This is a genomic window from Enterovibrio norvegicus (assembly GCF_002876705.1).
In the GTDB taxonomy this organism is placed as follows: Bacteria; Pseudomonadota; Gammaproteobacteria; order Enterobacterales; family Vibrionaceae; genus Enterovibrio; species Enterovibrio norvegicus_B.
Map to the genome: position 1 here is coordinate 168,227 of NZ_MDAG01000013.1, position 19,114 is coordinate 187,340.

Sequence of the window (19,114 nt, forward strand, 5' to 3'; positions counted from 1 at the left end):
CCGCATTTGTGACAACTCGCATACATAGGTCACTTCCTCACGGTTGTTGTGATTCAGTTCATCTGCCTCACATCGTGCTGTTACCCTAGTTGATCCACAGAAAAGAAGGCTTCTGATTTCTAGCAATTCACAGTACTTAATACACTGTCATTAAATATCCTGACACCCGAAAACACTTTAGGGATATTGATCCTATGCAGTAGGATTTTTCATACAAACACGCTGCTCTTTTGTTCCGTTGCGTCGTATCATAGGCACAGATCTACTAGCAACAACATGTTGTCTCTTCTTTCTTCTTTTCGTGAAGGTTCCATGATTTATAAACTTTTTGAACGGGTCACCGCCGCGTTCCCTCAATCTCAAACGGAACAACCACCCAACAGTTTGCTGGCGTTTTGTCGTCACTACACAAAAGGGTTTGAACGTCCACTCATCGCGATGTCGATCCTTACTGCATTGATTGCAGTGGCGGAAGTGTCTCTGTTCGGTTTTATGGGGCAAATGGTTGATTGGCTAACCAGCCAAAACCCAGACACCTTTCTAGAGCAAGAAGGCTCAACGCTGATCGGCATGGGTTTATTGGTTCTTGTCGGTATGCCATTGCTTGTCACCGTGCATTCTCTTGTGTTGCACCAATCGTTGCTTGGTAACTATCCCATGTCGATTCGTTGGTTAGCGCACCGTTATTTACTCAAGCAAAGCATTAGCTTCTACCAAAACGATTTTGCAGGACGCATTGCAACCAAGGTCATGCAAACCGCGTTGTCTATACGCGAAACCGTCATGAAGTTGTTGGATGTCGCGGTGTACATCAGCGTCTACTTCACGGCCATGTTAATCATGGTTGGACAAGCTGATATTCGTTTAATGATCCCGCTCCTGATTTGGCTGCTTGCTTATATTTGCATCCAAATGTACTTCGTTCCTCGCCTGAAAGCGGTATCGACAGAACAAGCTGACGCACGCTCACTCATGACGGGACGTATTGTCGACAGCTACACCAACATCGCTACCGTGAAGCTGTTCTCGCACACTGACCGTGAAACGGAATATGCAGAAGAAGGCATGAATACCTTCCTTGATACCGTGCACCGCCAAATGCGACTCGCAACGGGCTTTAACATCGCGGTAGAAATCATTAACTACACCTTGGTGTTCTCTATTGCTGCTATCTCAATCTGGTTATGGCTAGATTCAGCCATCAGCGTTGGTGCAATTGCGATTGCAGTCAGTTTGGCGCTCCGCATTAACGGCATGTCGAAATGGATCATGTGGGAAATCGGCTCGCTGTTCGAAAACATCGGCACTGTTGTTGATGGCATGACCACACTATCGAAACCTGTGGAAGTCAGCGACAAAGACAACGCACCAGCCTTGAATGTACCCAAAGGCGAAATATCGTTCGACAATGTGCGCTTCCATTATGGCGAAGGCAAAGGTGTGATTGAGAAACTAAACCTCAACATCAAGCCGGGCGAGAAAGTGGGGTTAGTGGGCCGTTCAGGTGCAGGTAAGTCTACCCTTGTGAATCTGCTGATGCGTTTTCATGATGTTGAAGGCGGCACGATTCGCATTGATGGCCAAAACATTTCAGAAGTCACTCAGGACTCGCTACGCGCCAACATCGGCATGGTGACGCAAGATACATCGTTATTACACCGCTCAATCCGCGATAACATTCTGTATGGCAATCCCGATGCGGGCGAAGATGCAATGCATGAGGCCAGCCGACGTGCGCAGGCCCATGACTTCATTGAAACCTTGTCTGACCCACACGGCAACACTGGCTATGACTCTCAAGTCGGTGAGCGTGGCGTGAAATTGTCAGGCGGCCAGCGTCAACGTGTAGCGATTTCTCGCGTGTTGTTGAAAGATGCGCCAATTCTGCTCTTGGATGAAGCCACCTCCGCGTTAGATTCAGAAGTGGAAGCCGCGATTCAAGAAAGCTTGTATCAGCTCATGGAAGGAAAAACCGTGATTGCCATTGCGCACCGTTTATCAACGATTGCCGCAATGGACCGCTTGATCGTGCTTGATAATGGCGAAATCGCCGAAGAAGGCACGCACCAAGAATTGATCGCCAGTGGCGGTATTTATGCGCAACTCTGGCAGCATCAAACGGGTGGGTTTATTGGCGACTAGCCAAAAATATGTCGCGAGACACCGCTGTTCGAGGACGCAAACTTAGTAAGAATTGTGTCCTTCCTTCAAAAGAGGTGCGTTAAGCACCTCTTTTTTGTTTCTCAAAAAGTACAGATGTCGCAACAAAGGAATTCCTCTCCTACGCTTAGCTAGTAGAAATCGACCCAACGAGGAAAACGATATGCAACTCGCTAACACCGCAACAAAAATCCTTTGTACGTCTCTCCTTTCTTTCGGCCTTATCGCATGTTCCGGTCACGATCCCGTGCCTGAGAGTAAATGCGGTGAGGTAGTGAAACATGCACAGAAAGTGCTGGGTGCCATGGCACCAAGTGCGGGTGAACTCATGAGCCAATGTAAGGCAGCTGACGACAGCGCACGTGGGTGTGTCATGGCCGCGACCAAAAAAGGCGCGCTCGCGCAGTGCTTGTAACCCAATACGATGGCAACCTTTAAAGAAATGAGATTGCCGCGCCTTGGCTTTCATAACGAGTAGACACTCAGAGAGCGAAAGCGCGCGCAATTAATTGAAAAAGCTGTTTCTCTAACAATGTTGCGCTGGCGTATACTGCTGCCAAATGAAATTCGGAGCTGTGTATGCGCACTTCAACACTGGTTGGCATTAAAGTAGGGTTAATTCTTCTACTTGCGTTTATCGCCTTGATGGGTCAAACCAACAATGCGCCTTACTCAGAATGGTTGAATGATGCCTTTATGGGTGTCGCATTCACCTTTGCTTGGGGCCTTGGTGTGCCAGAAATGCTGGCGTATGTTTTGTCAGTATTGGTTTTTGCCGCCATTTTTGGCTGTGGCTTCGTCATTGGTCAGAAGTTTTCGAGAAAGCTCGACCATTAACAAACCACCAAAAAGAAACGAGGGCATCTGCCCTCGTTTTTTATGTCTGCTATCCACTCAGATGTTTAACGTTCTTTCTCATAAGGCCGCCCGATGGCTTTCGGTGCAACGGCTTTACCGATAAAGCCTGCTAGCAACACCACGGTTAACACGTAAGGCAATGCAGAGAACACTTGTGTTGGAAGCACACCAATCAGCGGTATATCGACGCCCTGCATCCGTGTTTCTAGCGCAGAGAGGAAACCAAATAGCAAACATGCTAACAACGCGTTACGCGGCTGCCACTTACCAAAGATAACCGCAGCCAACGCAATGTAACCTTGCCCTGCGGTCATCTCTTTACCAAACGCGGCGTTTTGCGCGGTTGATAAATACGCCCCTGCAAGCCCACAAAGTAAACCCGCAATCAGTACCGCACGGTACCGCAGCCAAACAACAGAGATACCTGCCGTATCAATCGCATTTGGCTCTTCACCCACCGCACGTAAACGCAATCCAAAGCGCGTGCGGAACAGCACCCACCAAGTCACAACCGCAGCAACAAACGCCAAATAGACAAGAATGTTATGCCCTGAAATGACATCACGGTACAAAGGGCCTAAATAAGGCACGGTTTCACCCAACCATTCCGCACCTGGCAATTCGGAGGGAAGAAAACGTTGGTCACTGTTCAACGATGGCGTTTGACCGCCGCGCTCAAACCACGCGTGACCAAGGGTAATTGTCATTCCAGAGGCAAAGAAATTAACCGCCAGCCCGGAGATAATTTGGTCGCCCTTTTGAGTGATCGACGCATAACCATGAATCAACGACAGTAACATCGACCCCAAGATGGCAGCGAACAATCCAAGCCAAGGATTCCCTGTGACATAAGACACCGCCGCCGCGACAAACGCTGAAAACAGCATCTTGCCTTCAAGACCGATATCTACGACCCCAGCTCGTTCAGAGAAGATCCCTGCCATTGCCGCAAAGATTAGCGGTACGGCGAGACGTAACGTGGAATCAGCAGAGGAAAGTAGCCAGTTAAACAGTTCCATTTGCTGCCTCCTTATCGTTCGAACGACGGCGAGAGAAGAAGCCTTCTACCGGTTTGCGGATCATTCTGTCCAACGCGCCCGTGAAGAAAATCACGAGGCCTTGAATCACCATGATCAGCTCCGGATTCAAGCTTGGCATCTCGAATTGCAGCTCCGTCCCCCCTTGGTAAAGCGCACCAAAAAGCAATGCAGCAACGATGATGCCGAAAGGGTGATTTCGCCCCATTAACGCCACCGCAATACCAATGAAGCCAAAGCCACCCGTGAAGTTCAGTATCAAGCGATTTTGCGCCCCAAAGACTTCGTTGACGGCCATTAAGCCCGCTAAGGCACCAGAAATCGTCATCGCAATGATGATGATCTTCTTGGCGTCGATACCGGCATATTCCGCTGCATCTGCATTTTGACCCACCACGCGAATGGCATAGCCAAGGCGGGTTCTAAACAGCATTACCCAAACAAGATAAGCGACGATTAACGCGAGAATAATGGAGGGGTTCAGCAGAGAAAATGGCAGTTCATAGCCCCAACTGCTTGCCAGTTCATAGAGCTTAGGGAACACCGCTTCTGGGTTGAAATAACGGGAATCTGTTGAGTTACCGCCGTATTTGGCAATGTGCTCGACCAATGCATACCCCATGACAGAGAATGCAATGAAGTTGAACATAATGGTCGTTACCACGATGTGCGAGCCACGTTTAGCCTGCAAGTAACCCGGTATCGCCCCCCAAAGTGCACCAAATGCCGCAGAAACAATGATCGCGAGAGGCGCCATCAACCACACCGAGAGCGTATCATCCAACACCAGCATCAGAATGCCGATGCCTAAACCTGCAATGTAAGCCTGCCCTTCACCACCGATATTGAACAAACCGGCATGAAAAGCGACGGCCACAGCAAGGCCAGTAAACACAAAATTGGTGGCGTAATATAAGGTATTGTTCAGGCCACCGTATTCAAGGTTGGTCGCCCCTTGGATCATCACGCTAAAAGCTGCTGTCGGGCTTTCCCCAACCAGCAACACCACTAAGCTGGAAATCACGAGTGCAACGGTAAGCTGAATCAGTGGGACTAAAAATATTTTCACCCACGTTGGGGCACCTTCTTGTGGTTGGCTCATTCCTCGCCCTCCTGCTGTGCCGCATTCGCCATCAATTTACCAAGGTCTCGTTCATCAATGTCTTTCGCGATTACGTCGCCAGTGATCTCGCCATCCACCAGCACAATGATGCGATCAGACAGCGACATGATTTCTTCCAACTCGGTAGAAACCAGCAAAATTGCCGCGCCTTTATCTCTCGCTTCAATCAAATTACGGTGAATAAATTCAATGGCACCAATGTCCACACCGCGCGTCGGTTGCCCCACCAAAAGCACGTCAGGTTCACGCAGCATTTCACGGGCGATGATGAGTTTTTGTTGGTTGCCGCCGGAGAAGTTGGCAGATTTCAAATGCGGATCCACAGGGCGAACATCGTATTGCGTCATCATGTGCCTTGTCGCATCTTCAATCGCAACAGGGTTAAATAACCCTTTGCCGTAAGCAATATCGTGTTGGAACCCTAATATCGCACTTTCAGACGCAGGCATGGATTTCACCATACCCTGCCGAATTCGGTCTTCCGGAATATGGCCCACACCCAGTGCACGCATTTTTGCAGCATCACGTTTAACCGTTGAGGTAAACAGCGTTTTCCCTTTGCTGGTCGAAACAGAAAACTCGCCTTGCTGCGGGGTCATGACACCAGAAAGCACCGACAAGAGTTCGGATTGACCATTGCCAGACACACCGGCAACACCCAAGATCTCGCCAGCTCGCAATTCAAAATTGAGGGATTTCAGTCGCTCAACACCACGGTTGTCTTTCCATGACACATCTTGCACAGATAAGCGCGTATCGCCCGGTTTGGCCTCGCTTTTATCCACACTTAAGAGCACTTTGCGCCCCACCATTAGTTCAGCGAGTTCATCCACGTTGGTGTTCGCCGTTTCACGGTGCGCGACCATGGTGCCTTGACGCATCACGGACACAGAATCCGTGATCGCCATGATTTCTTTTAATTTGTGCGTGATAAGAATGATGGTGACACCCTGCGCTTTGAGGGTGTTAAGAATATCGAAGAATTGTTCTGTTTCTTGCGGTGTCAGAACCCCTGTAGGTTCATCAAGAATAAGAATGCGAGCACCGCGATAGAAGGCTTTGAGAATTTCGACCCGTTGTTGAAGACCAACCGCCAACTCGCCCACAATGGCATCGAGATCGACCGTTAGGCCATAATCTTCCTCGATTTTTTCCAACGCAGTGCGTGCGGTTTTTGTCGCCACGTTAAGCATGCTGTGCCCTTCAGCACCCAGCATCACGTTTTCTAATACAGAGAATGTTTCCACCAACATGAAATGCTGATGCACCATACCTATACCATGAGAAATTGCATCTTGAGAATTGCGGATATTGACGGTTTCGCCATCGACTTCGATGGTGCCAGTGTCGGCTTGATAGAAACCATAGAGGATCGACATTAATGTCGATTTACCTGCACCGTTTTCCCCGACAATGCCGTGAATAGTGCCAGGCATGACCGATAAATCGATGTCTTTATTTGCGTGAACCGCGCCAAACCGTTTGTTGATTCCACGCAGTTGGATTGCGGGATGAGTCATGCCTACTCCTTGGCATTAAAATGGGACATCAAGGCGAAGCAATAGAACGATACGTTTCCATAGTGAGCACGAACACGGGTTTATCCGACGTATTTCGCGCATTGCCCCACCGAGTTAACGGCATAAAGCAATTCGCCCCCTGACACGCCCAAAGCATGTTCAGGGGGCGAACATTTTAGCGATTAATACTCACAAGAATCCGTGCTGAAGTAATCGTGAACCACGATTTTTCCAGAAATGATGGCATCACGAATTTGTTTCACGCGCGCTTCCATTTCTGGTGTCACGAGTGATTTGTTGTAATCATCCAGCGCCCAGTCAACACCGCCTTCTTTCAAACCTAGTGCTTGAAGACCCGGAGTGAACTCGCCCGCTTTCGCATCGTTGAACGCGTCTTGAACCGCAACATCAACGCGCTTAACCATAGACGTCAACATCACGCCTGGGTGCAGGTAGTTTTGGTTTGAATCCACGCCAATGGCATATTTGCTTTCATCAACGGCAGCTTGGTAAACACCAACGCCTGTACCACCCGCAGCGGCATACACCACATCAACGCCTTTATCGAACTGAGATTTTGCCAGCTCTGCGCCTTTGGTTGGGTTATTCCAAGCGGCAGGCGTAGAGCCTGTCATGTTCTGAACAACATCAGCGTCTGCACTTTGGAATTTGGCACCTTGCTCATAACCACATGCAAATTTGCGGATCAGAGGAATATCCATGCCGCCAACGAAGCCGACTTTGTCAGATTCACTTTTCATGACAGCAAGCGCACCGACAAGGAACGACCCTTCGTGCTCTTTAAACACCACTGAACGTACGTTTGGCAGGTCAACCACGGCATCAATGATGACGAATTGTGTTTTCGGAAATTGCTTCGCGACTTTTTCTACGATCGGCGCTTGTTGGAAACCCACTGCAACAATCGGGCTAAAACCACGTTGTGCCATACGCAGCATTGCTTGTTCGCGCTGTGCTTCGTTCGTGATTTCAAACTCGCCATAGCTGACGCCCGTTTCTTTTTTGAAGGCCTCTGCGCCAGTATACGCGGCTTGGTTGAATGATTTATCGAACTTGCCACCCATGTCAAAAACGACTGAGGGCTTAAATGCTGCTGCATGTGCAGATGCTGACACGATGCCAAGCGCAACTGCTGCGGCTAATGAGGTGATTGCTTTCATCCTTGCTACTCCGTCAATAGAGGTCCAATATTTCACCGAATTGTTAACATTAACATTTAAGTTACATTTCGAGCACTGTATATCGCGTCTCAATAGATGAAATCTTGAACGTATTCACACACCCAAAGCATTTGCCGTATGCAAATCGCTATAAATCAGCGTGTTTCACCATGATTTATAGCAAGATCCAGCCAAACTAACCGATGATCGGAAGAAACAGAGGAAACGACTCGCCCACTTTCGTCGGCAATGAAATCATATGTCTCGGATGATGAGCGTGGCCAGAACACCCCACCGTCAACCACGTTAAGATCGTTCGATGGCAACACGTAATCGAGTCGTAATCCTCTTGCGTGTGTTGCTCTTGATTTGTGTTTGGTTCGCGAACCGGAAAGCGACTCAATCGCTCCGTCACTGGTTGGAATGTGTCGCGGTAAATGATTATTTTCAGGTAACGCGGTCTGCATGGATGAAGGCTTGATTCTTGGATGGGTAAGCAGACCTTGAATCACTTTCTTATCGCCGTCGCCATTGGTGGGATCCGCATTAAGATCCCCCATCACAACAAAAGTATCGTCCGCGCTAAGCCCGCCAGATTGTCCCGCGTCATCCACCAAATACGCCGCATCCTCGATGATGTCGCTGATCAAGCGAAGCTCATCCGCATTTCTGCGTAGGTTTCGACGTTCTTTGCCATCGAAAACCGGCGGTGTCGGGTGACAGGCAATCAGATGGATCGTTTTTTCGCCCACGTTAATGGGCACAACGACATGGTTCTTTGAAGACAAACGCAAGGCGGATTCCGTCTCTTTGTCGAAGAAGTTTTTCGGCATGCGATGGTTCGGCATGTCAGCCCATCGCAGCGATTGCCAACACCGAATGTTATCAGCATCAATCGGATACCGACTCAGCACCACGAAACCATATTGCCCATGATGACGCCCAAAGCCGTGTGCTTTTTGAGGCACTATGGACACATCCATACCTTGCTGAATGGCTAAACCTGTATTTGTTGGGGGCAAATAGCGATACGGATAAGAAATCGGCGACTGGCTCTGTTGGGGTTTGCCAAGAAAATGCTCATGAAAGTACGCCAGCATGCCGTCATCACCACCTTCACCAAGGTGGTCAAATTCACACAACAAAAGCACGTCAGGACGAACACGTTGAATGATGGCTGCGAGGTTGTTAAATCGCGCTGAAATACGAGGGTCATCTGCACTTTTCAGCGCTTCAAACATGTCGCCCGCATTGTCTGCAGACATAGCAACGTTGAACGTTGCAAAGCGGCAAGAGATTGCGCCGTTAGGTTCAGCGTCAGAAGGCAATGTGTGAAAAGAAGAATCTGAAGAAGACATGTAAATGAAAGCGACCAAAAAGAGTGAATACGCTGATAGTAGCGTATTCACCGTGGACAAGGCATGTCTCCTTGTCACTTTTCATGGTCACTTACCCTATCACCTTGGGCCGATGACCTTACAACCAAAGACCTACTGCCAAGCGAGCGCCATGAATCACACTTCAGCAGGCAACGGCCTATGAAGAAACGTGTACTTTTTCCTTCAATACCGAAGAAAGCGCGCGACGAATATATTGCGCGTCAGGCTCCGCTCGATGTGGCGCGGGCCCAAGTGCATCCAACGCCGACAAGAAATCTTCTCGGCAAACGCCCTCTTTATCACGCAGCCAATGCCCCACTTCTGTTAACGTGAAGGTAGGCCGCATGTGTGCGGCTTTGTATAACCGCCCAAGCCAAAACAAATCCCATTGGCTGTCGCAAAGCACATCATCGTAATAACACAGTGCATTGTTCAAATGCGTGCAAACATCTAGTACCGAGACGCCTTGCGTGACCAATTGCTGGCGGCTTATACCGTGGATTTCCTTTTCCGCAAACTCATCCCAGTACTGCCATCCCTCAGGGGATGAATCCGGGTTAATGATCAAACTGATACTGTTTCCATCGGGTAAGCAATAACCCACTTCTATCGGATAGGAAGCGTCTGACAATCCCGACGCTTCAAAATCGAGAGTAACCCACATATTATCGCTCCGTGATAATCTAGTGTATTCAAGAGACGCCTGAGGCTACAGCGGAACCAACCAAGAAATGACAACGGAAACCATCCGTTAGCTGCCCTGTCATATTCTCTTCAAGTTGTCCGCACCTGTCCTCTTTCAGGCATAACCATATGCAACAACGGTACGACTACTGCTAAATGTAGCGATTCTTTACCAAGGTGACCGTCTTAACTTTGTTAGGAGTCACCATAAATTCGGCGTTTATCACTTTTTGGAATAACCGCTTTCATTTAAGGCAACACAGAACATGCACACCACCAGACTCAAACCTGTTATTGGCTTCGCCGGATACAGCGGCTCAGGCAAAACCACCTTGCTAGAAGGTGTCATTCCTCTACTCAAGCAATCTGGATTGCGCGTTGGGCTGTTAAAACACAGCCACCACAACATTGAACCAGACTCACCAAGGAAAGACAGCTATCGCCTTCGGTATGCTGGATCCGACCAGCTATTACTTGCCACCTCTTCTCGCCATATGCTGTTCTTTGAATACCATGACGACAAAGACCGCGAGCCAGAGCTAAAAGAATGCCTCGCCCAACTTGATCTCAATAAATTGGACATCGTTTTAGTCGAAGGGTTTCGTGATACAAGCCTGACAAAAATTGAAGTTCATCGACCAAGCCATGAAAAACCCTTGTTATGTGAACATGATGACGACATCATCGCGATAGCCACTGACAGTGCATATCCCCTACCTGTTTCAAACGATATCCCACAAATCGATATCAATAGTCACGAGGCGGTTGCAGGTTTTATTAAACACTGGCTCAACACGGCGACCGATCAAGCACGTTACCTTGGCTACGGTAAAAAAGACGCGAATCACGGTGAATAGCGTTTCATCATTCACCCACAGCAAGTTTTCCGCCTTCATCGTTAAAACATGCCATACAGTTAATAATGTAGCTTGTTAATAGACGATCAATGTCAGGAAATGAAGATTCATGTGTCGCTCAAACCAGTCAAAGTGATCACAATACTGTTCAATAACACACTAGAAGAAAGAATACAGACATGAAGTCAACGACTCGTAGCGTCAAAAAACAAAAACACATCGCGCTCGTTGCGCACGACCACTGTAAATCTGAGCTGTTGCGTTGGGTTAAAGAAAACAAAGAGATGCTCGCGCAGCACATCCTTTATGCCACTGGCACCACTGGGAACATCATTTCTAAAGAAACAGGGTTAGTCATAACGTCCTTAATGAGCGGCCCGATGGGCGGTGACCAGCAACTCGGTTCGCTGATTTGTGAGAAGAAAATAGACATGTTGGTGTTCTTCTGGGATCCACTCAGTGCCGTTCCGCACGACCCAGATGTCAAAGCACTCCTTCGCATCGCAGCAGTATGGAACATTCCCGTTGCCATCAACCGTGCATCAGCACGTTTCATGATTAGCTCGCCGATGATGAGCGAAGACGTGGATACAGAGATCCCTGACTACGAAGCGTACCTCGCTGAGCGTCTGCACTGATGATCATCCAGCCTCAAATCCAGGGCGTTGTTGCACGTAATTGCCATCCTTACGGCTGCCAAGCAGCGGTAAAAGATCACATTGAAACCGTACGTGCACTCGTTCAATCAAATGCGCTAGCCGCCAAAGAAAGCACACCCAAACGTGTACTTATATTGGGGGCATCGTCTGGATTTGGGCTGGCATCTCGCATCGCATTGATGTTTGGCCCTGCGGCGGCATCCACCATTGGTGTGTCTTTCGAGCGTGGCCCTTCTGAAAAAGGGGTTGGCAGCGCGGGTTGGTACAACAATGTGTTTGTTAAAGAAGAAGCTGACGCGTCGGGCCTAACCACCAGCAACATCATTGGCGATGCATTTTCAGACGATGTTCGCCAACGTGTTGCCGACACCATTCATCGTCAATTTGGCGGAAAGGTCGACATGGTGGTGTATTCACTGGCAACGGGCGTGAGACCTAACCCTGAAACGGGTGAGTTCTGGCGGTCTGCCATCAAACCCGTTGGCAAAACGGTATCCGGATATTCGATAGACCTCGAAAAGCAATCACTCTCGCTGATGACACTCCCTCCTGCAACAGAGCAAGAGGTGGATGAAACCATCAAGGTCATGGGCGGTGAAGACTGGCTACATTGGATGTCGTTTTTGTCTGACAACCATTTGCTGGCGGAAGGCTGCTCTACGGTGTCTTATTCTTATATTGGGCCTGAACACACCCATGACATTTATCATGGCGGCACCTTAGGCAAAGCCAAGATTGACCTCCATCAAACACGCACCGCCATTAATACACTGCTCGCGCCACTCAATGGCCACGCAGATGTTGCGGTGTGCAAAGCGTTAGTAACGAAAGCCAGCGTGTTCATTCCCGGCTTAACGCCTTATTTGTTAGTGCTTTATAAAGCCATGAAAGCGCAAGGTTTGCATGAGCAATGCATCGAGCAAATGGTGCGTCTTTTCTATCAAAAATGGCCAAACACTGACGACAGAGATGAAGAAGGTTTGATCCGCGTTGATGATTGGGAGTTAAGCGACGACGTGCAACATGCCGTTAATGACATTCTGCCTTTATTGAATCCGGATAACTTTCGTGAATTAGGGGATTTTGATGGGTTGTATCAAGAATTTTTGCAACTCAATGGCTTTGGTTTTGATGACGTGGATTACCAAACAGAAATCAGTTTGGATGCATTAAAAACGTTACGACCTTAACCGTACCTTCCATATACGCAGATTGATCATCCATACAATCTGCGTTTTGTTCGTCTATTTGGTAAAGATTTAGCCTAATGGCCGTATTTGGCTATTGGCTATTGGCTATTGGCTATTGGCTATTGGCTATTGGGATAGCCTAAGACTTCACGTAATTCAGCAGCATGCTTTTTCACCCACGTACGGTTGATCGCGCCCCAATCTTTGACTTCATACCCACCATTTTTGTTTGCACCAACAAACTCTACGCGCACATCCAACTCAGACAATGCATCAATGGTGTCTTGCGCCGTGCGTCTTGGCATCCCCGTTTCTTGCATCAACGAAGGAACAGTGTTCACCCCTTGGTCAATGAGGTATGCCACTAACAATCGGCGATAGAAGCTGGTTTTGGTTTTACTCGGTTTAGTCAAGACGATGTCCTTTATCGCTCGTGGCCGAAGACGCTTTGCGTCGCCACCGTTTCATTTACAGTCAGATGAGTGTAACCCCTCTCACCAAGCGATAAACCGTTTATTGAACAATAAGCTAAAGACTGTGCATTATTTCACATCAATGTCTCAGGCGTGGCCTCGCGACCAGAACAGACACATGGATAAAGCAGACCATCATTGGAAATCAGACACCGTATACATAAGCCCTCCAATCCAGAAATCTCCATCAAATGAGGTCTCCATAACCCTCTCTTTACCATCAACGTCTAGTGTCACCATGTAACGTCCGGCGGTTAACCCTTCGGCCATGAAAAATCCGTCCCTTTCAATCTCGCTGGAATACTCCAACTGGCTTTCTATATGCAAGAAATGAAGATACCCATCAGGCGGAAAATCACCATGGAGGTGTCCATCGATACCAAACGAAGACACCAAAGAAATGGTAGGTTTTGTCACCGCAACTCTCCGCGTATTCACATAGACGGGGTTTTGTTCTGGCATGAGATTTAAATCCAACGAGCCTTCATCGATGAAAATAGACAGGTTGTTTCGCACTGGCACATCGCGAAGTTCAAACTGTCCATCTGCTTGCGTTTTTGTTCGTTGATTCATCACCTTCAGCCCCACACCAGCAACACCATTGCCCTTAGCGTCAATCACCCTCCCTTTGAGCTTTGCCGCGTCATACTTGTCCCAATCAGTGTATTCAATGTCCATGGGTGGGAGAAAGGTGTCGACCTCTTCGACAGAACGACCAGGAACATACGCCTTAGCCCCAAACTGAGCCGTCAACTCAATACCGACATCCTCTGATGAACCATAAAGCTTGATCAACAGGTTGGAATTAAACCTCGCTTCAATGGATCCGTGCACGTCAACGTTATCGTCACGGTAGCGGGAGGAAATGTTTGTAATGACAGTGTCTGTGTTAAGGAAACCACCCAATCGACAACCTTTGCAGCTGTACCGAAGTGACGCATCTGTTTGCTGAAATTGACCATGATCGTCACATTGTGTTTTCACACGCCATGATGTATCCGAAAACCCGCTTTTCGTTAACTCAATACTGAATAAGGACGTATGTCTCTGCATGTCTCGAGACGCTGTGTAATCGGACTCCACAGCCAAAAATAGGCTCTTAGCTACTTTTGTATTGATGCGAGATACCGCTCGGTACAGGTCTTCCTCACGCGTTAAATTGGCACTAACGCTCACACTGTCGAGCGACCCGTAATACTTAACGCTATCGTAAGTGTCTTCGCTGGACTCAAAAACATCGGATTTATTCCACTCAATAGACAATGATTGGTGCGTATCGAACAGTATTTCCAACTCAACGGGAAAGCGATCTGTAGACGGCACAAAGCCTATGTATCCTGCAAGCCAATGTGCGGGAAGATAACGCATTTGCAGCGCGAAAATGTCTTCGTTTTCAGATGTAAACGCTGTGCCACCAGCGGTCAAGTAACTGTCTATTCCGTATTCAACAACAGCCGCCGTTTCATGGTTACCACCACCATTTGCGACGACGTCAACGCCCCATTGATTCTTCATTAGAAAGGCTTCATCTAGCCCTGCAACAACAACTTGCTCATCCATCCAATTACCGCTGTCTAAGTAGTAACGGAACGTTAAAACATCACCTGGGGCAATGTTGTTCTCTTCAACAACGAAGCGTCCAAAATCGTCGGATTGATAAGCGTTTTGATAAATGCCATTTACCAACACATCAATATTGATGTTCGGATCTGTCGTCCGCTCTAACTGCAGATTGCCGAACTCAACTATCTGTTTTCGATTTGTGTAGTAAACACCGTTGTCTAGCGCTTGAGGTCTCGAGAAAATCCCGCCATCAAGCAATACGTGCCCCAATTGAAGAGACGTTTCGTGTTTATCGTCATGAACTTCAACGTTGTAATACACGATGGGGTCATCAGCACGTGAATCGATAGATAACCTTGAATAGGAATGTTGCGTACTGATGAGCGAGTCGGACAGAACGAAAACGTCCTGATGGGTACGTGAATGGTAAGCAGACGTCATAGCAAAACGGCTCGAGAATCCAACGCCGTTTTCGGGATTAATTGCAGGTTTTCGTGTTTGAAGTGCTATCGCTTTGGCTTCTTGCCGTGTCGTTTCTTTGAGTAATTTCGCTTTCTTACGAAGCTCGGCAGATGAGGTAAACAAAGGCTCAATGTTTAACCGATAGTCATCAATGGACCACCTAACCTTAACGGGCAAACACGCTTCAACGCTTTGCCAGTGGATGAGCAAATCACCGCCATCCTCAATCAGAGTCACACTCCGTTGTTCGGCATCGCCTCGGTAACAACGTTCACGCATGCCATCAATGACAAAGGGTGGCGATTCACGATGCGTATCCTGTGGCAGATAGGCTTCACACCTCTCCTCTGAACACTCTCCCGCCATGTCTATAAGTTCAAAGAACCCATCACCAAGCGAAAGATAAGGCTGCTCATCCTCATCCATTCTCACACGATAGAAATTGTCTCCCGCCTGCCCAACATGCACTTCAATGTGAGCGTCGAACAGATCATCGTCAAATTCATCTGAGGCATGTAAATAGCCAGAAATAATCAACAAGAGAGAGAACAATAAAAATAAACAGATATTGCTGTACTTCATTCTGCCTTAAATTTGCGTGTTTAGAACGAACACCTCTGAAGGACTTGCTCATGTTGAATCAATTGCGCTTCGGGAGTGGTATTGGGCAGGGTTTTGATCAGTTCAGCGTTTCTCACAACAACCAAGTTTTGTGTCCAATCCCCGTACTTCAACAATGCGTTGAATTGATAGTTACTCTTGTTTTGGATACGAATTCCATTTGCCTCACACTGAATAGAGACATCTTGCGTCGGTTGACCTTTTTGAACATAAACTGGGATATAAGTGTTGAGCTTGAAGTTCAGTGCGAAGGCGGAAGCGGTCTTGTCTTCCCCAGTCGACGCCACACTCACCGTCGGAGAAAAGCGGACATATGCGCGGTATTCCCCCTTGGCTTTGTCTGACGGCAAGGTCTTTAGCCGCAGTCTTATGGTGCGTCGCTGATTGGGGTTAAGTTTCCGAATGATGGGCGGGGATATTTGCAGAAAGTCAGAAATATCTTCCTCCCTTTCAACATCATCACTTAATCGACGCACACCTTGAGACGCAATGGGCCGATAGACTGCCTTAATGTCCAATCGAAGCGGCTGATCTGAGGTATTCTCAACAACGATCTTTTCAGTGACTGAACGTTCTGCATCTAACACAAACCGCGTGGGTGCAATCAGCAATTGACACGTTGCGGGAAAAGAGACAATGAAACCGAACAAGGCCAGCAGGATACACTTCATTTATAATTCACCTCAAAGCGAATAGCACTGGAATACCTACCCGCAGAATTTTTGGCGTGGATTTTCACGACAGCACCAATACACAACAACGGTGTTCTCCCATTGGCCCTGATCCTCACACTTCCTCTTTTTGACAGTCCACAGCCATAGACGAACCGGTTAATTTTCAATCGCTCCCTTCCAACCTTTTTATACAAAAATTGGCGATGCGGAATAGTCACAACAACGTTTTTACCTGGCTTTCCTTCCACATAAAACCTCGCCACGTCCACTCGGTTATAAAATGGCGTTGATTTCGCTTTTTGATTGATTCCTGTCACATACAAGCCAGAGAATTCAAGCTTCATTCTTTCTGGAACAATACAAAGAGAAAAACAGGGCAAAGACGTCACTGAGAAAACAAATAATATAAATACTCTGGATTTAAAAATATTGATATGGCGACACAACCCTAAACTGCTCAATAAAAAACCAAGTAATGTCGCCATAATTATCAAACGTTATATGCCACTTAATTCATTATTGATAAGTAACATCAACAGGCACATTTGCCGAATACGTGCCTGCCACTAACGTTGCACCCGCCGTTTTTGCAGTGCCACCAATTTTCAATTCAACCGCTCCCCCTGTGAGGGTAAGGCTCGGGTCAAAACTGAATTCTGCTGGAATAGTATTCGCCCCATTGACCAAGTTAGTGTTTGAAATCGCCACATCAACAACTTCACCTGTACCTCCACTGATAGTAAATGTAGCCGCACCACTGTCAGACTTGGCAACAACAACATCTGTCGCTTGATCAGAAGTGATTAAACCAAAATCAAGATCAGATGTTTTTGTCATTGAGATCGCTTGTTTTATTTCTAACGTCGCATTAAACGTATCACTCACCGCCAGTGCATTCGTAGCACCAAAAGTAAATACGGAAATAATTGCGACTTTAAATAAACCATCCATAGCTCAACCTCTTATATTTAATTAGAATTAATTACATATCATTTTTAAGACAAAACAATAAAGCAATTTATATTTTATTATTAATGAGACAAATTAATAAACTAGAAAATTAAAAACGCCTCAGAAATAAAAATACACGCCAATTAATCTTTTTATTAATTTTTTGTTATCAATACCCCCGCCAGATTGATAAATGGAATAAGCATCACATTTGGTGGCAAAACTATGCCAAAAGACATAATCAACGGCTACGCGTTTTAAACAGGTATTCCTCATTTGGAAAAGCTAGCAATTATTTCTAAATAAAAGCGTTACGCATTACAGGTCGAAAATATCTAAAAAATTAGTCACTCCGTGATTTACGTCAGCGAAAAAAACACATGGTTCCACATAAGAAGCCTCGCAGAAATGACAACCTAAACATCAAGAAATAACTCATATTTATATCAGTACCCCCTTCTTACAAGCCCTAATATGAGACACAAAATCAGGTACTTTTATCTGGTGCGCGCAGCCCTAAGCACTGATACGTTTTTTTAGACATGTCGAGCTCGTAACTTGAGCGATAGATACCATTTTCGCGGTGAAGACAATTCACACAGAGGCGCACATCATGGCCAATGTGGACTTTTCACCTTTGTTGTGAAATCTGACGAAGAGGAAGGCAAGTACGCGTAGTGTTGAGGTATCGGCGAAAAGGCCAACGTGTTGACGTGAACGAAGATGTAGAGTGAGCACATAAAATTATACGAGTGTGCGCAAGCAGAAATGGCACACACCCGTTTCGTAGCAGCATTGTATTCAATGCTTTAATAGCGTTGATTTATACGCGTTACTTCAGTGAATCCAACAAGGTATTCGCCGCTAATTTACCAAGTGCATCTGCCGCCATTGGGCTCGCCCCCGTGATCAGCTGTCGATCGAGGCACACAGTCTTGTCTGACTTAGTATTCATTAGCGTAACGCCAAGACTTTCGAGTTTTTTGCTCAAGCCCCAAGGCATCTTCCCTGGCAGGTAACCTATTTTCGGCGTGACATCATCCACGGAATCGGGGAACACAGCCATCTTGTAGCCAGCATAAAGGAATTCATTTCCCTCTAACGACGTTGCAAGCAATGCACCCGGACCATGACAAAGCGTGATAGTGAACAAACCATTGTCGTTCGCCCAATGCAGTGCTTTACCTACGTTAATGTCTTCCGGAATGCCCAGCATGGCACCATGCCCACCCGGAATGAAAACTGCCGCATACGCATCGCTCTCACTGAACGACGTGTTCACGAAGTCTGCCAGCGATCCTGGTTGCTCGAAGCGTGATTTGTATTCGTCAAAGAATGCGACGACGTTGTCATCTTTGTTAGGAAACGCCCACATTTCGAATATCACAGGCTTGCCCGTCGGTGTCACAATATCGAAATCAAAGCCCGCATTTTTTAAGTGCAGCATCGGCAACAAAGCTTCTACAGGATGATTTCCTGTCGAGAATTGTTTCCCATTTTGCATTTGCATGTTTTTTTGTTCAGTGAAAATCACCAACACTTTTGAGCGATTGCCTTGGTACTGACGATACGTGACGCTCTCGTAATCTGTTTTATCAGATGTAGCGAGTTTCAATGCAAGCTTCGACGGTGAGTAAGACCCATCAGATTCACGCTTAGGGGCAAGGCCAAATAACTTTTTCAACATATCCAAATATCCTTATAAGCACATCGTTAAACGGG

The 19,114-nt window shown here is 47.2% G+C and carries 18 protein-coding genes; 6 read left to right on the forward strand and 12 right to left on the reverse strand.

The genetic code is table 11. From position 1 onward, the window contains the following. The first annotated feature begins 276 nt into the window (after positions 1-276). From BCT27_RS08310 to BCT27_RS08320, 3 genes are all read left to right on the forward strand, one after another. Positions 277-2,142 (forward strand): ABC transporter ATP-binding protein, encoded by a 1,866-nt coding sequence (locus BCT27_RS08310; RefSeq protein ID WP_422385949.1) that lies wholly within the window; start codon positions 277-279, stop codon positions 2,140-2,142. A 181-nt stretch (positions 2,143-2,323) separates the two neighbouring features. After that, positions 2,324-2,575 carry a hypothetical protein gene (locus BCT27_RS08315; protein ID WP_017012975.1) on the forward strand — a complete coding sequence of 84 codons (252 nt, stop codon included), beginning with the start codon at positions 2,324-2,326 and terminating at the stop codon, positions 2,573-2,575. A gap of 164 nt (positions 2,576-2,739) precedes the next feature. Beyond that, entirely contained in the window at positions 2,740-2,997 is a 258-nt protein-coding gene (locus tag BCT27_RS08320; protein ID WP_017012974.1) for a hypothetical protein, read from the forward strand. Between the two features lie 65 nt (positions 2,998-3,062). Here BCT27_RS08320 and BCT27_RS08325 read toward each other — a convergent pair whose 3' ends face one another. From BCT27_RS08325 to BCT27_RS08350, 6 genes are all read right to left on the reverse strand, one after another. Continuing rightward, positions 3,063-4,037 (reverse strand): ABC transporter permease, encoded by a 975-nt coding sequence (locus tag BCT27_RS08325; protein ID WP_102318628.1) that lies wholly within the window; start codon positions 4,035-4,037, stop codon positions 3,063-3,065. After that, a complete protein-coding gene (locus tag BCT27_RS08330; RefSeq protein WP_017012972.1) occupies positions 4,024-5,157 on the reverse strand; it encodes an ABC transporter permease in 1,134 nt (377 codons plus the stop codon). The genes BCT27_RS08325 and BCT27_RS08330 overlap by 14 nt, the downstream gene beginning before the upstream one ends. Continuing rightward, entirely contained in the window at positions 5,154-6,698 is a 1,545-nt protein-coding gene (locus BCT27_RS08335) for an ABC transporter ATP-binding protein (RefSeq protein ID WP_102318630.1), read from the reverse strand. The genes BCT27_RS08330 and BCT27_RS08335 overlap by 4 nt, the downstream gene beginning before the upstream one ends. A gap of 182 nt (positions 6,699-6,880) precedes the next feature. Then, on the reverse strand, positions 6,881-7,879 hold the full coding sequence (locus BCT27_RS08340) for a BMP family lipoprotein (RefSeq protein WP_102395540.1): 999 nt from the start codon (positions 7,877-7,879) through the stop codon (positions 6,881-6,883). Positions 7,880-8,034: 155 nt separating this feature from the next. Beyond that, positions 8,035-9,297 carry an endonuclease/exonuclease/phosphatase family protein gene (locus BCT27_RS08345; protein ID WP_102395541.1) on the reverse strand — a complete coding sequence of 421 codons (1,263 nt, stop codon included), beginning with the start codon at positions 9,295-9,297 and terminating at the stop codon, positions 8,035-8,037. Between the two features lie 118 nt (positions 9,298-9,415). Further along, positions 9,416-9,922, reverse strand: a complete 507-nt coding sequence (locus BCT27_RS08350; RefSeq protein WP_102258970.1) for a hypothetical protein — start codon at positions 9,920-9,922, stop codon at positions 9,416-9,418. 286 nt (positions 9,923-10,208) lie between these two features. On the opposite strand from BCT27_RS08350, the gene mobB reads away from it, so the two are divergent. The 3 genes from mobB (at position 10,209) to fabV (ending at position 12,648) form a co-directional block, all read left to right on the forward strand. After that, a complete protein-coding gene (gene mobB, locus BCT27_RS08355; protein ID WP_102395542.1) occupies positions 10,209-10,799 on the forward strand; it encodes a molybdopterin-guanine dinucleotide biosynthesis protein B in 591 nt (196 codons plus the stop codon). A gap of 179 nt (positions 10,800-10,978) precedes the next feature. Further along, positions 10,979-11,437, forward strand: a complete 459-nt coding sequence (locus BCT27_RS08360) for a methylglyoxal synthase (RefSeq protein ID WP_102318634.1) — start codon at positions 10,979-10,981, stop codon at positions 11,435-11,437. After that, on the forward strand, positions 11,437-12,648 hold the full coding sequence (fabV, locus tag BCT27_RS08365; RefSeq protein ID WP_102390214.1) for an enoyl-ACP reductase FabV: 1,212 nt from the start codon (positions 11,437-11,439) through the stop codon (positions 12,646-12,648). The genes BCT27_RS08360 and fabV overlap by 1 nt, the downstream gene beginning before the upstream one ends. Before the next feature lie 119 nt (positions 12,649-12,767). Here fabV and BCT27_RS08370 read toward each other — a convergent pair whose 3' ends face one another. The 6 genes from BCT27_RS08370 to hchA all read right to left on the reverse strand — a co-directional run bounded on the left by BCT27_RS08370 (position 12,768) and on the right by hchA (position 19,079). Next, a complete protein-coding gene (locus BCT27_RS08370; protein ID WP_102318636.1) occupies positions 12,768-13,061 on the reverse strand; it encodes a winged helix-turn-helix domain-containing protein in 294 nt (97 codons plus the stop codon). Between the two features lie 195 nt (positions 13,062-13,256). Beyond that, positions 13,257-15,728, reverse strand: a complete 2,472-nt coding sequence (locus BCT27_RS08375; RefSeq protein WP_102395543.1) for a carboxypeptidase-like regulatory domain-containing protein — start codon at positions 15,726-15,728, stop codon at positions 13,257-13,259. A gap of 20 nt (positions 15,729-15,748) precedes the next feature. Further along, a complete protein-coding gene (locus BCT27_RS08380) occupies positions 15,749-16,438 on the reverse strand; it encodes a fimbrial biogenesis chaperone (protein WP_102390212.1) in 690 nt (229 codons plus the stop codon). After that, positions 16,435-16,926, reverse strand: coding sequence for a DUF4402 domain-containing protein (locus BCT27_RS08385; protein ID WP_241905070.1), 492 nt, complete (start codon positions 16,924-16,926; stop codon positions 16,435-16,437). Before BCT27_RS08385 ends, BCT27_RS08380 begins: the two co-directional genes overlap by 4 nt. Positions 16,927-16,957: 31 nt before the next feature. Beyond that, positions 16,958-17,392: a DUF4402 domain-containing protein gene (locus BCT27_RS08390; RefSeq protein WP_102318639.1), complete on the reverse strand. Its 435-nt coding sequence runs from the start codon at positions 17,390-17,392 to the stop codon at positions 16,958-16,960. Positions 17,393-18,224: 832 nt separating this feature from the next. Then, positions 18,225-19,079 (reverse strand): glyoxalase III HchA, encoded by an 855-nt coding sequence (gene hchA / locus BCT27_RS08395; protein WP_102395544.1) that lies wholly within the window; start codon positions 19,077-19,079, stop codon positions 18,225-18,227. Positions 19,080-19,114 lie beyond the last annotated feature (35 nt).

Bases quoted from the DNA above. Each gene is read 5' to 3' on its own strand.
- BCT27_RS08310 (WP_422385949.1), top strand. From the start codon at position 277: ATGTTGTCTCTTCTTTCTTCTTTTCGTGAAGGTTCCATGATTTATAAA.
- BCT27_RS08315 (WP_017012975.1), top strand. From the start codon at position 2,324: ATGCAACTCGCTAACACCGCAACAAAAATCCTTTGTACGTCTCTCCTT.
- BCT27_RS08320 (WP_017012974.1), top strand. From the start codon at position 2,740: ATGCGCACTTCAACACTGGTTGGCATTAAAGTAGGGTTAATTCTTCTA.
- BCT27_RS08325 (WP_102318628.1), bottom strand. From the start codon at position 4,037: ATGGAACTGTTTAACTGGCTACTTTCCTCTGCTGATTCCACGTTACGT.
- BCT27_RS08330 (WP_017012972.1), bottom strand. From the start codon at position 5,157: ATGAGCCAACCACAAGAAGGTGCCCCAACGTGGGTGAAAATATTTTTA.
- BCT27_RS08335 (WP_102318630.1), bottom strand. From the start codon at position 6,698: ATGACTCATCCCGCAATCCAACTGCGTGGAATCAACAAACGGTTTGGC.
- BCT27_RS08340 (WP_102395540.1), bottom strand. From the start codon at position 7,879: ATGAAAGCAATCACCTCATTAGCCGCAGCAGTTGCGCTTGGCATCGTG.
- BCT27_RS08350 (WP_102258970.1), bottom strand. From the start codon at position 9,922: ATGTGGGTTACTCTCGATTTTGAAGCGTCGGGATTGTCAGACGCTTCC.
- mobB (WP_102395542.1), top strand. From the start codon at position 10,209: ATGCACACCACCAGACTCAAACCTGTTATTGGCTTCGCCGGATACAGC.
- BCT27_RS08360 (WP_102318634.1), top strand. From the start codon at position 10,979: ATGAAGTCAACGACTCGTAGCGTCAAAAAACAAAAACACATCGCGCTC.
- fabV (WP_102390214.1), top strand. From the start codon at position 11,437: ATGATCATCCAGCCTCAAATCCAGGGCGTTGTTGCACGTAATTGCCAT.
- BCT27_RS08375 (WP_102395543.1), bottom strand. From the start codon at position 15,728: ATGAAGTACAGCAATATCTGTTTATTTTTATTGTTCTCTCTCTTGTTG.
- BCT27_RS08380 (WP_102390212.1), bottom strand. From the start codon at position 16,438: ATGAAGTGTATCCTGCTGGCCTTGTTCGGTTTCATTGTCTCTTTTCCC.
- BCT27_RS08385 (WP_241905070.1), bottom strand. From the start codon at position 16,926: ATGGCGACATTACTTGGTTTTTTATTGAGCAGTTTAGGGTTGTGTCGC.
- BCT27_RS08390 (WP_102318639.1), bottom strand. From the start codon at position 17,392: ATGGATGGTTTATTTAAAGTCGCAATTATTTCCGTATTTACTTTTGGT.
- hchA (WP_102395544.1), bottom strand. From the start codon at position 19,079: ATGTTGAAAAAGTTATTTGGCCTTGCCCCTAAGCGTGAATCTGATGGG.